This window comes from Xylophilus sp. GW821-FHT01B05 (assembly GCA_038961845.1).
Taxonomy (GTDB): domain Bacteria; phylum Pseudomonadota; class Gammaproteobacteria; order Burkholderiales; family Burkholderiaceae_C; genus Xylophilus.
On sequence record CP152408.1, the window covers coordinates 217,897 to 232,839 of the forward strand.

The 14,943-nt window shown below is 68.0% G+C and carries 10 protein-coding genes; 8 read left to right on the forward strand and 2 right to left on the reverse strand.

What is annotated here, in order from left to right; all coding sequences use genetic code 11:
* Positions 1 to 7 precede the first annotated feature (7 nt).
* Positions 8 to 952, reverse strand: coding sequence for a CysB family HTH-type transcriptional regulator (locus tag AAFF27_01020; GenBank protein XAH23798.1), 945 nt, complete (start codon positions 950 to 952; stop codon positions 8 to 10).
* Between the two features lie 241 nt (positions 953 to 1,193).
* Entirely contained in the window at positions 1,194 to 2,180 is a 987-nt protein-coding gene (locus AAFF27_01025; GenBank protein XAH23799.1) for a tripartite tricarboxylate transporter substrate binding protein, read from the reverse strand.
* A gap of 173 nt (positions 2,181 to 2,353) precedes the next feature.
* On the opposite strand from AAFF27_01025, the gene AAFF27_01030 reads away from it, so the two are divergent.
* The 8 genes from AAFF27_01030 (at position 2,354) to AAFF27_01065 (ending at position 14,911) form a co-directional block, all read left to right on the forward strand.
* Positions 2,354 to 4,561 (forward strand): rhodanese-like domain-containing protein, encoded by a 2,208-nt coding sequence (locus AAFF27_01030; protein ID XAH23800.1) that lies wholly within the window; start codon positions 2,354 to 2,356, stop codon positions 4,559 to 4,561.
* Complete coding sequence (locus AAFF27_01035; GenBank protein XAH23801.1) at positions 4,561 to 5,973, forward strand: leucyl aminopeptidase family protein; 1,413 nt, start codon at positions 4,561 to 4,563, stop codon at positions 5,971 to 5,973. The genes AAFF27_01030 and AAFF27_01035 overlap by 1 nt, the downstream gene beginning before the upstream one ends.
* Before the next feature lie 163 nt (positions 5,974 to 6,136).
* Positions 6,137 to 7,723: an ABC transporter substrate-binding protein gene (locus AAFF27_01040; protein ID XAH23802.1), complete on the forward strand. Its 1,587-nt coding sequence runs from the start codon at positions 6,137 to 6,139 to the stop codon at positions 7,721 to 7,723.
* A gap of 5 nt (positions 7,724 to 7,728) precedes the next feature.
* Positions 7,729 to 9,333 carry an ABC transporter substrate-binding protein gene (locus tag AAFF27_01045; protein XAH23803.1) on the forward strand — a complete coding sequence of 535 codons (1,605 nt, stop codon included), beginning with the start codon at positions 7,729 to 7,731 and terminating at the stop codon, positions 9,331 to 9,333.
* A gap of 93 nt (positions 9,334 to 9,426) precedes the next feature.
* Positions 9,427 to 11,049, forward strand: a complete 1,623-nt coding sequence (locus AAFF27_01050; protein XAH23804.1) for an ABC transporter substrate-binding protein — start codon at positions 9,427 to 9,429, stop codon at positions 11,047 to 11,049.
* A gap of 18 nt (positions 11,050 to 11,067) precedes the next feature.
* The gene (locus AAFF27_01055; protein ID XAH23805.1) at positions 11,068 to 12,033 is read left to right on the forward strand and encodes an ABC transporter permease; all 966 of its coding nucleotides are present in this window, start codon (positions 11,068 to 11,070) and stop codon (positions 12,031 to 12,033) included.
* A 200-nt stretch (positions 12,034 to 12,233) separates the two neighbouring features.
* Complete coding sequence (locus tag AAFF27_01060; GenBank protein XAH23806.1) at positions 12,234 to 13,181, forward strand: ABC transporter permease; 948 nt, start codon at positions 12,234 to 12,236, stop codon at positions 13,179 to 13,181.
* Positions 13,178 to 14,911, forward strand: a complete 1,734-nt coding sequence (locus tag AAFF27_01065) for an ABC transporter ATP-binding protein (GenBank protein ID XAH23807.1) — start codon at positions 13,178 to 13,180, stop codon at positions 14,909 to 14,911. Before AAFF27_01060 ends, AAFF27_01065 begins: the two co-directional genes overlap by 4 nt.
* Positions 14,912 to 14,943: the final 32 nt, after the last annotated feature.

Here is a 14,943-nt window from a genome sequence, read left to right on the forward strand (position 1 = left end):
GGGAGAGCTAAATTTCATATTGCGCACCAGGCGCATCGTCCGCCAGCGCACGCTCCACCACGCTGCGCGCCAGGGTTGGCGCGAAGGATTCGATGAAGGCGTAGACATAGCCGCGCAGGTAGGCGCCGCGCCGTACCGCGAGCTTGGTCAGGTTGATGCCAAACAGCCGGCCCGCGTCCAGCGCCGCCAGGCCGGTGTCGCGCTCTTCCTCGTAGGCGATGGAGGCGACGATGCCCACGCCCAGGCCCAGCGCCACATAGGTCTTGATCACGTCGGCGTCCATGGCCGACAGCACGATCTCCGGCGTCAGGCCCTGGTGGGCAAAAGCGTCGTCGATGCGGGTGCGGCCGGTAAAGCCGGCGTCATAGGTGATCAGCGGGAACTGCGTCAGCCGCTCCAGCGTGAGCGGGCCCTGCTCCAGCGCATGGCCGCGCGGCACGATCACCGAGTGGGTCCAGCGGTAGCAGGGCAGGGCCACCAGCATCTCGTAGCCGTCCAGCGCCTCGGTGGCAATGCCGACGTCGGCCTCGCCGGCCAGCAGCATCTCGGCCACCTGGCGCGGCGAGCCCTGGTGCAGGTTCAGCCGCACCTCGGGGAAGCGGGCACGGAACTCCTGCACAGCCGTAGGCAGCGCATAGCGCGCCTGCGAGTGGGTGGCCGCAATCGACAACTGGCCGCGCTGCTGCGCCACGAACTCCTGGCTCGCGGTGCGCAGGTTGCGGCTGTCTTGCAGGATGCGTTCGACGATGGGCAGCACATGCGCGCCGGGCTCGGTCAGGCCGGTCAGGCGCTTGCCGGCGCGGACGAACAGGGTGATGCCCAACTCCTCTTCCAGCTCACGGATCTGGCGGCTGACGCCGGGCTGCGAGGTGTGCAGCGCCAGCGCCACCTCGGTCAGGTTGAAGCCGCAGCGCACGGTTTCGCGCACGGAGCGCAGTTGCTGGAAGTTCATGAGGAAGAAGGATCGTCGTCCGGTGCGGCTATTCGGAAAACGATTATTCGGCGCGCAGCTTATTCCTCCAACAAATAAATTGTTGTTTTCTTATGCGAAAAACGTTGCTTGATGCTTGGGCCGCGCATGAAGCGGAATGGGGCTGTTAACCCAGGAACACCGTGGAACCGGCTTTGCCGGGCCACTGGTGTTGCCCCCTACAGGGGGGAGGCGGCTACACGAAGTGAGCAAGCAACGGGGGTCACTTCAAAGATATTCCAGCTGTGAGGATGGCTTTGCTGTAACGCGGCCGCTCATTGCGCAGGCTGGCGGCCAGGTCGGCCGGGCTGCCGCCGGCCACCTTGAAGCCCATGTCTTCCAGCCGGGCGCGTATCTCGGGCTGCTGCAGCACGGTCTGGATGCTGCGGTTGATCTTGTCCACCACCGCGGGCGGCGTGCCGGCCGGCGCGAAGAAGCCCTGCCAGCTCTCTACCGAGAAGCCCGGCAGGCCGGCCTCGGCCATGGTCGGCACGTCGGGCAGGGCGGGCGAGCGGTAGGGCGTGGTCACGGCCAGCGCGCGCAGCTTGCCGGCACGCACGTACTCGGTCACGGCGGCCAGGGTGATCAGTGTGGCATTGGTGTGGCCGGCCAGCACGTCGATGGTGGCCGGGCCGCCGCCGGGGTAGGGGATGTAGTTGACCTTGGCGCCGGTCTGCTGCGCGATCAGCTCGTGTGCCACGTGGGCGATGCCGCCATTGCCGGGCAGGCCCAGGCTGATGCTTTCGGGCTGGGCCTTGGCGCGCGCCAGGTAGTCGGCAAAGCTGCGCAGGTCGGTCTGCGGGTTGACCACCAGGATCTGCGGGTTGACCACGGCCTTGATCACCGGCACGAAGGCGGTGTCGGTATCGAAAGACAGGTGGCGGTAGAGGATGGCGTTGAGCGTCAGGCCCTCGCCCTGCTCCATCAGCGTGTAGCCGTCGGCCGGGGCCTTGGCCACACGCGCCGCGCCAATGGTGCCGCTGGCGCCGGCCACGTTCTCGACCACCACCGGCTGCTTCCACAAGATGCCAAGCTGGTCGGCCACCAGCCGCGTGAGCTTGTCCGCGCTGCCGCCAGCGGCGACCGGCACGATGATGCGCACCGGCTTGGACGGATAGGCGGCGGCATCGTCCGCCGGCGCGGCGGTGGCGTGCAGCGCGCACGCGGCCAGCAAGGCGACAAAGGAACGGAGCGGGAAAGAGAAACGCATGAACAAGGCAATCGTGGGTCGCTGCAGAAGCAGCCATGGGCCCGGATGCTGCTGCGCCGGCCGCGCACGGCCAAGGAATGGCTTCGGATATGCATAGGAGAAAAGATTCCTTGTTTGCCTGCCCGGTGCTGCCTACGCTGTGCCCCAGCCCCGCCACCCCAATGATTCGCGCCATGAGCCATACCGACCTCTCCCCCGACACCACCGGCAACGACATCGCCAGCCGCCGCAGCCATGCGGTGGAGTCCTTCCTGCGCGAGGCGCGCACGCTGCTGGCCTCGCGCGGGGCCGACGGCCTGCAGAAGGTGTCGCAGGCGCTGGTGCGCCTGGGCCAGCGCAGCGAGCTGTTCCCGGCCGCACACTTCCCGGTGTCGGCGGATCGCCCGGCCCAGGTCTACCGCCTGGCGGAAGAGGGCGATGGCCGCTTTGCGCTTTATGTGTCCGCCGGCCTGCCGGGCAAGGCCCAGCCGCCGCACGACCACACCACCTGGGCCATCATCGCGGGCATTGCCGGCAACGAGCGCAACGTGGTCTACCAGCGCGAGGCCACGGCCGACCCGCTGCGCGACCGGCTGGTGGAGCAGCGCACGGTAGACGTTGCATCCGGCAGCGCCATCGTGCTGTCGCCCACCGACGTGCACACCATCGAATTGATTGGCGACCAGCCCGGCCTGCACCTGCACTTCTACGGTCTGGCGCTGGAGCGCCTCACGCAGCGCGTGGTGTTTGAGGGGCGCGAGGGCGGCAGCTACCGGCACTTCGCGCCACCGGCCCACATCCGCCATGCCGCGCTCACGCCGCAGGCCCTCAAAACCGCGCTGGCCGATGGCGAGGAAATCGCCGTGCTCGACGTGCGCGAAACCGGTGTCTTCGTGCACCGCCACATCCTGTTTGCGACATCGGCGCCGCTGTGGCGGCTGGAGCTGCTGATCGACCGGCTGGTGCCGCGCCGTGGTACGCGCGTGGTGCTGGTCGACCATGACGAATCCCTGGCGCACCAGGCGGCCGCCAAGCTGGTGCGCCTGGGCTGGCGCAATGTCTCGGTGCTGGCCGGCGGCACCGATGGCTGGGAGGCTGCGGGCTTCGAGATCTTCAGCGGCAGCAACGTACCCAGCAAGGCCTTTGGCGAAGTGATCGAGGTCGAGAAGCACACGCCCTGGATCGACACCGAAGAGCTGCAGCAGCGCGTGGAGCGCGGCGACAACATCGTCGTGGTCGACAGCCGCACACCTGAAGAGTTTGCTGACTTCAGCCTGCCCTTTGCGCACAGCCTGCCGGGCGCTGAACTGGTCTACCGCATTGGCGAGATCGCACCCGATCCCGAGACCTTCGTGGTCGTCAACTGCGCCGGCCGCACCCGCAGCATCGTCGGCGCGCAGACCTTGATCGACGCCGGCATCCCCAACCGCGTGGCCTCGCTCAAGGACGGCACCATGGCCTGGCTGCTGGCCGGCCGCGCGCTGGCGCATGGCCGCGTCGTGCCGCCGCCCGAGCCCGGCGCGCAAGCCCTGGCCAGCGCCCGCGAACGCGCAGAGGCGGTGGCCGCGCGTGCCGGCGTGCGCCGCATCGACGCCGTGGAGCTGGCGCTGTTCGAAGAAGCCAGCACTGGCGAGCGCACGCTCTACAAGTTCGACGTGCGCACCCGCGCCGAATACGAAGGCGGCCACCTCGAAGGCTGGCGCTGGGCGCCTGGCGGCCAGTTGGTGCAGGCCACCGACGAATACGCCGCCAGCCGCCGCGCCCGCATCGTGCTGGCCGACTGGGACGGCGTGCGCGCCCTGACCACCGGCGCCTGGCTGGCGCAACTGGGCGGGCACGAGGTCTTTGTCTACGCGCCGCCCGCGTTGCACGTGCTGGCCACCGGCCCGGAGCCGGTGCGTGTGCTGCAGTCGCATGCGCCGGCAGCGGTCGTTTCGCCGCAGCAGGCCGCCGCGCTGCTGCAGGCCGGCAGCGCCGTCGCCTTTGATGTGGATCGCCGCGCCGCCTACGAGCGCCGCCACGTGGCCGGCGCCCGCTTTGCCGTGCCCGATCGCCTGCAGGCCTTCACCGCCGACCTGCCCGCCGCGCAGACCGTGCTGCTGACCTCGCCCGACGGTGTGCTGGCGCGCAGCGTCGCGGCAGAACTGGCAGCCCGCACTGGCCGCGATGTGCGCGCCATTGCCGGCGGCACGCAGGCCTGGGTGGCCGCGGGTCTGGCCACCGGCAGCGGCGCCGAAGGCGTGCTGACCGGCGACGACGACTACTGGTTCAGCCCCTACCACCACGCCGACCTGGCCGCGCGTGATGCGGGCTTCAAGACCTATCTGGACTGGGAGCTGGGGCTGGTGGAGCAGCTGCAGCGCGAAGGCGATGTGGGCATCCGCCTGGTGGCAGCGGCGTAATGCCTGCGCTGCCCGAATCGAATCTCTCCAGCTTCACCACCTCGCCGCAAGATGCAGTAGCGCTGCATCTGCTCGGCCCGGCCGATCTGGATCGCTGGCTGGCGCAATCGCCGCCGGTGCAGGCGCGCTGGGCGCGGGCCAGCGGCTTCGACGCTCAGGCCGGCAGCCACGTACTGCTGCCGGATGCACAAGGCGCCCTGGTGGGCGTGCTGGTGGGCGCAGACCCGGAGCAGCCGCTGTGGCAGCTTGCCGGCCTGCCCGCCGCGCTGCCGCCCGGCCGCTATGCCTGGCCCGGGCTGGCCGATGCCAGCCCGCAGGCACTGCTGTCTGCGCTTGGCTGGGCGCTGGGATCGCCGCCGGCGGCCACCGCCCAACTGGTGCTGCCGCAGCCCGTGCTGGACCAGGTGCAGCCGTTGGTGGCGGCAGTAGGGCTGGTGCGCCGGCTGGTCGATGCCCCGGCCAACCTGCTGGGCCCGACCCAACTGGCAGCCGAGGTGCAGGCGCTGGCGCAGCGCCACGGCGCGAGCTTTCGTGAATGGGTGGGCGATGCATTGCCTGATGCCGGCTTCCCGCTGGTGCATGCCGTAGGGCGCGCCGCCGCCGATGCGCCGCGCGTGGCCGAGCTGCAGTGGGGCGACCCGGCCGCGCCGCGTGTGGTGCTGGTCGGCAAGGGTGTCTGCTTTGACTCGGGCGGGCTGGATTTGAAGCCGCCGGCCGGCATGCGCTGGATGAAGAAGGACATGGGCGGCGCGGCGCATGCCATCGCACTGGCCGGCCTGGTCATGCAGGCGCGCCTGCCGCTGCACCTGACGCTGGTGGTGCCTGCCGTGGAGAACGCCGTGGGCGCCGGTGCGCTGCGCCCGGGCGACGTGCTGCGCGCCGGCAACGGCAGCACGGTGGAGATCGAGAACACCGACGCCGAAGGCCGGCTGGTGCTGGCCGACGCGCTGCACCACGCGCTGGCGGCGGTGAGCGGCCCGGTGGCAATCGCCATCGACCTGGCAACGCTCACCGGCGCGGCCCGCGTGGCGCTGGGGCCGGACCTGCCGGCCTTCTTCAGCAACGACGAGGCGCTGGCCGCCGAGCTGGCCGGCCATGCCCGGCAAGAGGCCGACCCGCTCTGGCGCCTGCCCTTGTGGCAGCCCTATCGCAGCATGCTGAAGTCGTCCAGCGCCGACACCCTCAACGCGGCCACCGCGCCGCTGGCGGGCGCCATCACGGCGGCATTGTTCCTGGAGCGCTTCGTGCCCGCCGGCACGCCCTGGCTGCATGTGGATCTGTTCGCCTGGAACCAGGAGGCGCGCCCGGGCCGGCCCAAGGGTGGTGAAGCGCAATCCTTGCGGGCCTTGTTTGCATTGCTGTCGAGCCGCTTTTCGTCAGGCCAGGCAAGCGCGCAAACCGCAATTGCTTAGACGCTTTTCTGCGTTGCTGCGGCGCAGGCCGCTCTCAATAATGGGCCGCATCGCAGCGATGCGGCGCTCTTCTGTGGTCCTGTCCTTCTCGCACTCCCCGTGCTGGCAGCTGTCATGCGGGGCGCTGCGTGGCCCCTCCGGCACGACGAAGAGAAAGCCCCCCATGATTCGACAATTGGTACTGGCCGCCGCCCTGGCTGCCGCAGCCTTGGCCGCCCCTGGCCTGCAGGCCGAGACCCTGCGCTGGGCCCGCTCCACCGATGCCTCCACGCTGGACCCGCACGCGCTCAACAACGGCCCCAACCACAACCTGCTGCACCAGGTCTACGAGCCGCTGATCATCCGCACCGCCGACGGCCGGCTGCTGCCCACGCTGGCCACCTCCTGGAAGATCACGGCCGACCCGACCGTCTGGGAGTTCCAACTGCGCAAGGGCGTGAAGTTCCATGACGGCAGCCTGTTCACCGCAGACGACGTGCTGTTCTCGCTGCAGCGCGCCAAGTCGCCGCACTCGGACATGAAAGCGCTGCTGGTCTCGATTGCCGAGGTGACCAAGGTCGACCCGTTCACGATCCGCATCCGTACCACCGGCGCCAACCCGCTGTTGCCCGACAGCCTGATCAACATCCAGATCCTGAGCGCGGCCTGGGCCAAGGCCCATGGCGTGGAGCAGCCGCAGAACGCCACGGCCAAGGAAGAGACCTACGCCACGCGCAACGTCAATGGCACCGGCCCCTACACGCTGGTGTCGCGGGAGCAAGACACGCGCACCGTGTTCAAGCTGTTCCCGGGCTACTGGGGCCGGGGCGAGTTCCCGCTGCCGATCGACGAGCTGGTCTACCTGCCGATCAAGTCGCCCGCCACGCGCGTGGCCGCGCTGCTGTCGGGCGAGGTGGATTTTGTGCAAGACCTGCCGATCCAGGACATCGCCCGCCTGCGCGCAGACCCCAAGCTGCGCGTCAACCAGGCGGCGGAAAACCGCGTGATCTTTTTGGGCCTGAACGTGGGGCCGGAGCCGCTCAAGTACTCCGACGTGAAGGACAAGAACCCGCTGGCCGACCCGCGCGTGCGCCAGGCCTTCCAACTGGCCATTGACCGCCTGGCGATCCAGTCGGCTGTGATGCGCGGCCTGTCGGTGCCGACCAACATCATCTCGCCGCCCTTCGTGCACGGCTACGACAAGGCCTTTGACGTGGTCGGCAAGGCCGATGCCGCGCAGGCCAAGAAGCTGCTGGCCGAGGCCGGCTACCCCAATGGCTTTGGCATCACCCTGCATTGCACCAACGACCGCTACCTGAACGACGAGGCGATCTGCCAGGCGGTGGCAGGGTTCCTGGGCCGCATCGGCGTGAAGACGGCGGTGGCCGCGCGCCCGCTGGCCATCCAGACGGCGGCCATCAACAACCAGGACACCGACTTCTACCTGTATGGCTGGGGCGTGCCGACCTATGACTCGGCCTACATCTTTGACTACCTGGTGCACACGCGTGGCAAGAATTCACGTGGCGCCACCAATGCCACGCGCTACAGCAACCCGGAGCTGGACGCCAAGATCGTCTCGCTCGCAGGTGAAGGCGACGAGAAGAAGCGCGACGCCACCATCAAGGATATCTGGACCACGGTACAGAAAGAGCGCATCTACCTGCCGCTGCACGACCAGATCCAGACCTATGCCATGGTGCGCAAGTTCGACATTCCGGTGAACCCGTCGAACACGCCGTACTTCAAGCTGTTCAAGCTCGCAAAGTGAGCACCATGCTGATCCGAAAACTCCTGGCCGCCGGCCTGCTGGCATCTGCCCTTTTGCCGCTGTCTGCGCTGCAGGCCGAGACCGTGCGCTGGGCGCGCTCCTCTGACCCGGCCACGCTGGACCCGCATGCGGTCAACCTCAACACCAATGTCACGCTGCTGCACCAGGTCTATGAGCCGCTGGTGCTGCGCGGCGCCGACGGCAAGCTGCAGCCAGCGCTGGCCACCGCATGGAAGATCACCGCTGACCCGAGCGTGTGGGAATTCACGCTGCGGCCCGGCGTGAAGTTCCACGACGGCGCCTTGCTGACCGCCGATGACGTGGTGTTCTCGATCCAGCGCGCCAAGGCGCCCACATCCGCCTGGAAGACGCTGCTGGCGCCGGTGGTCGAGGTGCGCGCGCGCGGCCCGCTGACGGTGCAGATCAAGACCGCCGGCCCCAACCTGGTGCTGCCGCAGACGCTGACCAACCTGTTCATCGTCAACGCCGCCTGGTCGCGCGCCAACCAGTCCGAGCAGCCGCAGGACGTGTCGGGCAAGGAAGAGAACTTTGCCACCCGCCACGAGAACGGCACCGGCCCCTACCAACTGGTGTCGCGCGAGCAGGACACGCGCACCGTCTTCAAGCAGTTCGCCGGCTACTGGGGCCGGGGCGAGTTCCCGCTGCAGGTGGATGAGATCGTCTTCTTGCCGATCAAGTCGGCCGCCACGCGCGTGGCCGCGCTGCTGTCGGGCGAGGTCGACTTTGTGCAGGACGTGCCGGCGCAAGATGTGGCGCGTCTCAAGACCGAGCCCAAGCTGCGCGTCACCGAGGGCCTGGAGAACCGCACCATCTACCTGGGCCTGAACGTGGGCGCCAAGGAGCTGAAGTACTCCGACGTGAAGGGCAAGAACCCGCTGGCCGATGCACGCGTGCGCGAGGCCTTCCACCTGGCGATTGACCGCGAGGCCCTCAAGACCGCCGTGATGCGCGGGCTGTCGGTGCCGGCCGGCGTCATCACGCCGCACTTCGTGCATGGCTACGAGAAGGGCTTTGATACCTGGCCCAAGCCCGACACCGCGCGCGCCAAGCAATTGCTGGCCGATGCCGGCTACCCCAACGGCTTTGGCATCACGCTGCACTGCCCCAACAACCGCTATGTGAACGACGAGGCCATCTGCACCGCCACGGCGGGTTTCCTGGCGCGCATAGGCGTGAAGGTGTCGGTGGTGGCGCGGCCGATTGCGCTGCACGCCACGGCCATCAACCAGGCCGACACCGACTTCTACCTGTACGGCTGGGCCGCGCCCACCTTTGATTCGGCCTACATCTTTGATTACCTGGTGCACACCCGCGGCACGGACGGGCGCGGCTCGGCCAATGCGATTGGCTACAGCAACCCGGAGATCGACAGCAGAATAGTGGCGCTGGCTTCCGAGGGCGACGCCAAGAAGCGCGACGCCGCCATCCACGACATCTGGCAGACGGTGCAGCAGCAGGGCTTCTACATCGCGCTGCACCACCAGGTGCTGGACTACGCGATGCAGCGCCGGCTGGATATTCCGGTCAATCCAGAGGACGCAATCTTCTTCAAGTACGTGAGAATAGGCGCAGCCCCGGCCGCGCACTGATACCTACTCCAACAAGCAACAACCGTACGGCAAGCGCCGTGGCAAACACCGGTCGGCCTGCATCTTGCAGGCCGATTTCTTTCCCCCGTGCAGATGGATCTGCACGACCCGATCAAGGAACTGGACATGATGCGAAAACTACTGGTGACTTCCCTGCTGGCCGCCGGCATGCTGCAGGGCGCTGCCCTCCAGGCCGAGACCGTGCGCTGGTCGCGCTCCAGCGACGCCGCCACGCTGGACCCGCATTCGGTCAACACCGGCACCAACATCAATATCTCGCACCAGCTCTATGAGCCGCTGGTGCTGCGCGACATCGCCGGCAAGCTGATCCCGGCGCTGGCCACTTCCTGGGCCATGACGTCTGACCCAACGGTGTGGGAGTTCAAGCTGCGCCGTGGGGTGAAGTTCCACGACGGCTCGCTGCTGACGGCTGATGACGTGGTGTTCTCGCTGGAGCGCGCCCGCGCGCCGTCCTCGGGCATGAAGTCGCTGCTGGCTTCGGTGGTGGAGGTGCGCAAGGCCGACCCGTTCACCGTGCACGTCAAGACCAAGGGCCCGAACCTGATCTTCCCGGACAACCTGGTCAACGTCTTTGTCGTCAACGCCGCCTGGGCCAAGGCCAACAAGTCCGAGGCGCCGCAAGACGAGAAGGGCAAGGAAGAAAACTACTTCACCCGCAACGAGAACGGCACGGGCCCGTTCCAGCTGGTGTCGCGCGAGCAGGACAGCCGCACCGTCTTCAAGCAGTTCCCCGGCTACTGGGGCCGTGGCGAGTTCCCGCTGCAGGTGACCGAGCTGGTGTTTGTGCCGATCAAGTCGCCCGCCACGCGCGTGGCCGCGCTGCTGTCGGGCGAGGTCGACTTCCTGCAGGACGTGCCGGTGCCTGATGTTGCGCGCCTGAAGGAAGACAAAAAACTGCGCGTCAACCAGGGCCCTGAGAACCGCACCATCTTCCTGGGCCTGAACGTGGGCCCCGACCCGCTCAAGTACTCCGACGTGCAGGGCAAGAACCCGCTGGCCGACCCCAAGGTGCGCGAGGCCTTCAACCTGGCGATCGACCGCGACGCGATCCAGAAGGCCGTCATGCGCGGCCTGTCGGAGCCCACCGGCATCATCGCGCCGCCCTTTGTGCACGGCTACGAGAAGGCCTTCGACACCTATCCCAAGGCCAACGCGGCGCAGGCCAAGAAGCTGCTGGCCGAGGCCGGCTACCCGAACGGCTTTGGCATCACCCTGCATTGCCCCAACGACCGCTACGTGAACGACGAGGCGATCTGCACCGCACTGTCGAGCTTCCTCGGCCGCATCGGTGTGAAGGCGACGGTGGCGGCGCGCCCGATCGCGCTGCACAGCGCAGCCATCAACGCAGCCGACACCGACTTCTACCTGTTCGGCTGGGGCGTGCCCACGTTTGATTCGGCCTACGTGTTTGATTACCTGGTGCACACGCGCGGCAAGGACGGCCGTGGCCCGACCAATGCCACGCGCTACAGCAACCCGGCGCTGGACGCGAAGATCGTCGGCCTGTCTTCCGAGAGCGACAAGGCCAAGCGCGACAAGGCCATCCACGACATCTGGGCCACGGTGCAGAAAGAGCGCATCTACATCCCGCTGCACAACCAGGTGCTGGACTACGCCATGGCGCGCAAGCTCGACATTCCGGTGGACCCGATGAACTACACCTTCTTCAAGAACGTCACGGTCGGCAACAAGTAAGACGGGGGCTCGGTTCGCATGTTTGCCCATCTTTTGCGCCGCCTGGGCCAGTCCGTGCTGGTGCTGCTGGCGGTGTCGCTGGTGTCCTTCATGGTGTTTCGCCATATCGGAGACCCGACCATCAGCCTGCTGGGCGAAGACGCCTCGCTGGAAGACCGCCAGGCGCTGGTGAGCCGGCTTGGCTTTGACCAGCCGGTGCCGGTGCAGTACCTGCACTACGTGGGCAATGTGCTGCACGGGGACTTCGGCATCTCCTACCGCTTGAAGCGGCCGGTGACCGAAGTCCTGGCCGAGCGCCTGCCCGCCACGCTGGAGCTGGCGCTGGTGGCGTCTTTGGTGGCGGTGCTGGGCGGCGTGGCGCTGGGCGTGTACACCGCGATCCGGCGCGACGGCTTGCTCAGCCGCGCGCTCATGACGGTGTCGTTGATTGGGATCTCGCTGCCCACCTTTTTGATCGGCATCGGCCTGATCTACCTGTTTGCGGTGGAGCTGCGCTGGCTGCCGTCCTTTGGCCGTGGCGACACGGTCAAGATCGGCGGCTGGACGACAGGGCTGCTCACCGCATCAGGCTGGGCATCGCTGGTGCTGCCGGTGTGCACGCTGGCGCTGTTCAAGCTCACGCTGATCATGCGGCTGGTGCGCGCCGAGATGCTGGAGACACTGCGCACCGACTACGTGCGCTTTGCCCGTGCACGCGGCCTGCCCGAGCGGCGCATCCACTACGGCCACGCGCTGCGCAACACGCTGATCCCGGTGGTCACCATCACCGGCCTGCAGATCGGCTCGCTGATCGCCTTTGCCATCGTCACCGAGACGGTGTTCCAGTGGCCCGGCGTGGGCCTGCTGTTCATCTCCTCGATCCAGGCGGTGGACGTGCCCATCATTGCCGCCTACCTGCTGCTGATCGCGGTGCTCTACGTGTGCATCAACTTCGTGGTCGATCTGGTCTATCTGCTGGTCGACCCACGGCTGCGCCGCGCTTGAGACAGCTTTGGGTAATTACTCAGGTTTCCGCACCGTTCGGGCTGAGCTTGTCGAAGCCGTGCCACTTATCGGCAAGCCCTTCGACAGGCTCAGGGCGAACGGGGTGAGTAGTTGCGGATTTTCGTGAAAAGTGGCTGAAGTCCTTTGTATGCCTGGACTACTAGCTATTGTTTAAGTAGCAAACACCTTCTGTCTTGCCCATGACCAAACCTACTTCCGTAGCCGCGCCGCGCCCAGTTCGGCGGCGCTGGCGCGAATCCGATTCGCCGGTGCTGCGCTCCTTTGCCCGTTCGCGCATGGTGCAGGCTGCCGTCCTGGTGCTGGCGCTGCTGGTGCTGGCGGCGCTGTTTGCGCCGTGGCTGGCGCGGCAGAACCCGTTCGATCCGGCGGCGCTCGATTTGCTCGACGCCTTCACGCGTCCGGGCCAGGCGGGCTCATCCGGCGTGCTCTACCCGCTGGGCAGTGACGACCAGGGCCGCGACGTGTTCTCGGCCATCCTCTACGGGCTGCGCATGTCGCTGCTGGTGGGCGTGTCGGCGGTGGCGCTGTCGCTGGCCATTGGCGTGCCGCTGGGGCTGGTGGCCGGCTATGCCGGCGGCTGGTTCGACACGCTGGTGATGCGCATAGCCGACATCCAGCTCACCTTCCCGGTGCTGCTGGTGGCGCTGCTGGTGTTTGGCATTGCGCGCGGCCTCCTGCCCGACGGCTACCGCGACGACATGGCGCTGTACGTGATCGTGCTGGCCATCGGCCTGTCGGAGTGGGTGCAGTACGCCCGCACCGTGCGCGGCGCGGTCATGGTCGAGAAGCACAAGGACTACGTGCTGGCGGCCCAGGTCATTGGCCGCTCGCGCAGCGGCATCCTGGTGCGCCACATCCTGCCCAATCTGCTGGCCCCCGTGCTGGTGATTGCCACCATCAGCTTTGCGCTGGCCATCGTGGCCGAATCCACGCTGTCCTACCTGGGCGTGGGCCTGCCGCCCACCGAGCCCTCGCTGGGCACGCTGATCCGCATTGGCCAGGGCTTTCTGTTCTCGGGCGAGTGGTGGATTCTGTTGTTCCCCTCCGTCGTGCTGCTGGCGCTGGCGCTGTCGGTGAACCTCGTCGGCGACTGGCTGCGCGACGCACTCAACCCGAGGTTGCAATGAACACGACGCAAGACATCCCCACCCTGCGCGTGCGCGACCTGGGCGTGGCCTTTGACACCTACCGTGGCACGGTGCAGGTGCTGGACGGCGTCTCCTTTGACATCGCCCCGGGCGAAATCCTGGGCGTGGTCGGTGAATCCGGCGCGGGCAAGTCCATGACCGGCAATGCCGTGATCGGCCTGATCGACTCGCCCGGGCGCCTCAGCGCCGGCACGGTGGAGCTGCGCGGCGAGCGCATCGACACCTTGCGTGGCGAAGACATGCGCCGCATCCGCGGCAAGCACATCGGCATGGTGTTCCAAGACCCGCTGACCAGCCTGAACCCGGTGCTCACCATTGGCCGCCACCTGGTCGAAACCATCCGCCTGCACCTGCCGCTGTCACCGGCCCAGGCACGCGAGCGCGCGCTGGCGCTGCTGGCCGAGGTCGAGATCCCAGACCCCGCCACCCGCATCGACCAGTACCCGCACCAGTTCTCTGGCGGCATGCGCCAGCGCGTGGCGATTGCGCTGGCCCTGTGCGCCGAGCCCGAGCTGCTGATTGCCGACGAGCCCACCACCGCGCTCGACGTGTCGGTGCAGGCGCAGGTGATCCGCGTGCTGCGCCGCGTCTGCCGCGAGCGCGGCACGGCGGCCATGCTCATCACCCACGACATGGGCGTGATCGCCGAGGCCGCCGACCGCGTCATGGTCATGTACCGTGGCCGTGTGCTGGAAACCGGCCCGGTGCGCGACGTGCTCGACCATCCGCAAGAGCCCTACACCCGCGCGCTGATGGCCGCCATCCCCTCGGTGCAGCAGCGCCTGCACCGGCTGCCGGTGCCCGAGGTGGGCGCCGACATTGCCGCGCCCGTGCCGCTGCCGCCTGCGCAGGCTGAGACCGCAAAAGTGCCCGACGCCCCACCGCTGCTGCAGGTGCAAGGCCTGTCGCGCGACTTCGATCTGTCGGCCGGCTGGTGGGTGCGCACGCTCACGCGCCAGCCCAAGAAAGTGCTGCACGCGGTGCAAGAGGTGAGCTTCGAGATCCCGCGCGGCGCCACCTTCGGGCTGGTGGGTGAATCGGGCTCGGGCAAGTCCACCGTGGCGCGCATGATCGCCGGGCTCACGCCGCCCACGGCCGGGCGCATCGTCATCGACGGCATAGACCGCTGGGCCGACCCGCAAGGCGCGGTGGCGCTGCGCCGGCGCTTCCAGATAATCTTCCAGGACCCGTACGCCAGCCTGAACCCGCGCTGGCGGGTAGACCGCCTGATAGCAGAGCCACTCGAAGTGCTGGGCCTCACCAGCAGCCGCGCCGAGACCGAAGAGCGCGTGGCCGACGCGCTGCGCCGCGTGCGCATGTCACCCGACGACGGCCGGCGCTACCCGCACCAGTTCTCGGGTGGCCAGCGCCAGCGCATCGCCATCGCGCGCGCCCTGGCCAGCCGGCCCGAGTTCATCGTCTGCGACGAGCCCACGTCTTCGCTCGACGTCTCGGTGCAGGCGCAGGTGCTCAACCTGATGCGTGATCTGCAGGACGAATTTGGTTTGACCTACCTGCTCATCAGCCACAACCTGGCCGTGATCCGCCACATGTGCGACCAGGTCGGCGTGATGCGGCGCGGCCAACTGGTAGAGCTGGGCTCGGCCGAGGCCGTGTTTGCCGCGCCACAACACGCCTATACGCGCGAGCTGATGGCGGCCGTGCCGGATGTGAAGGCGCGGCGGGCGCCCGTGCTGGCGGCGGCATGACGCATAAGAACGTGTTTGCGATCCCCATACAG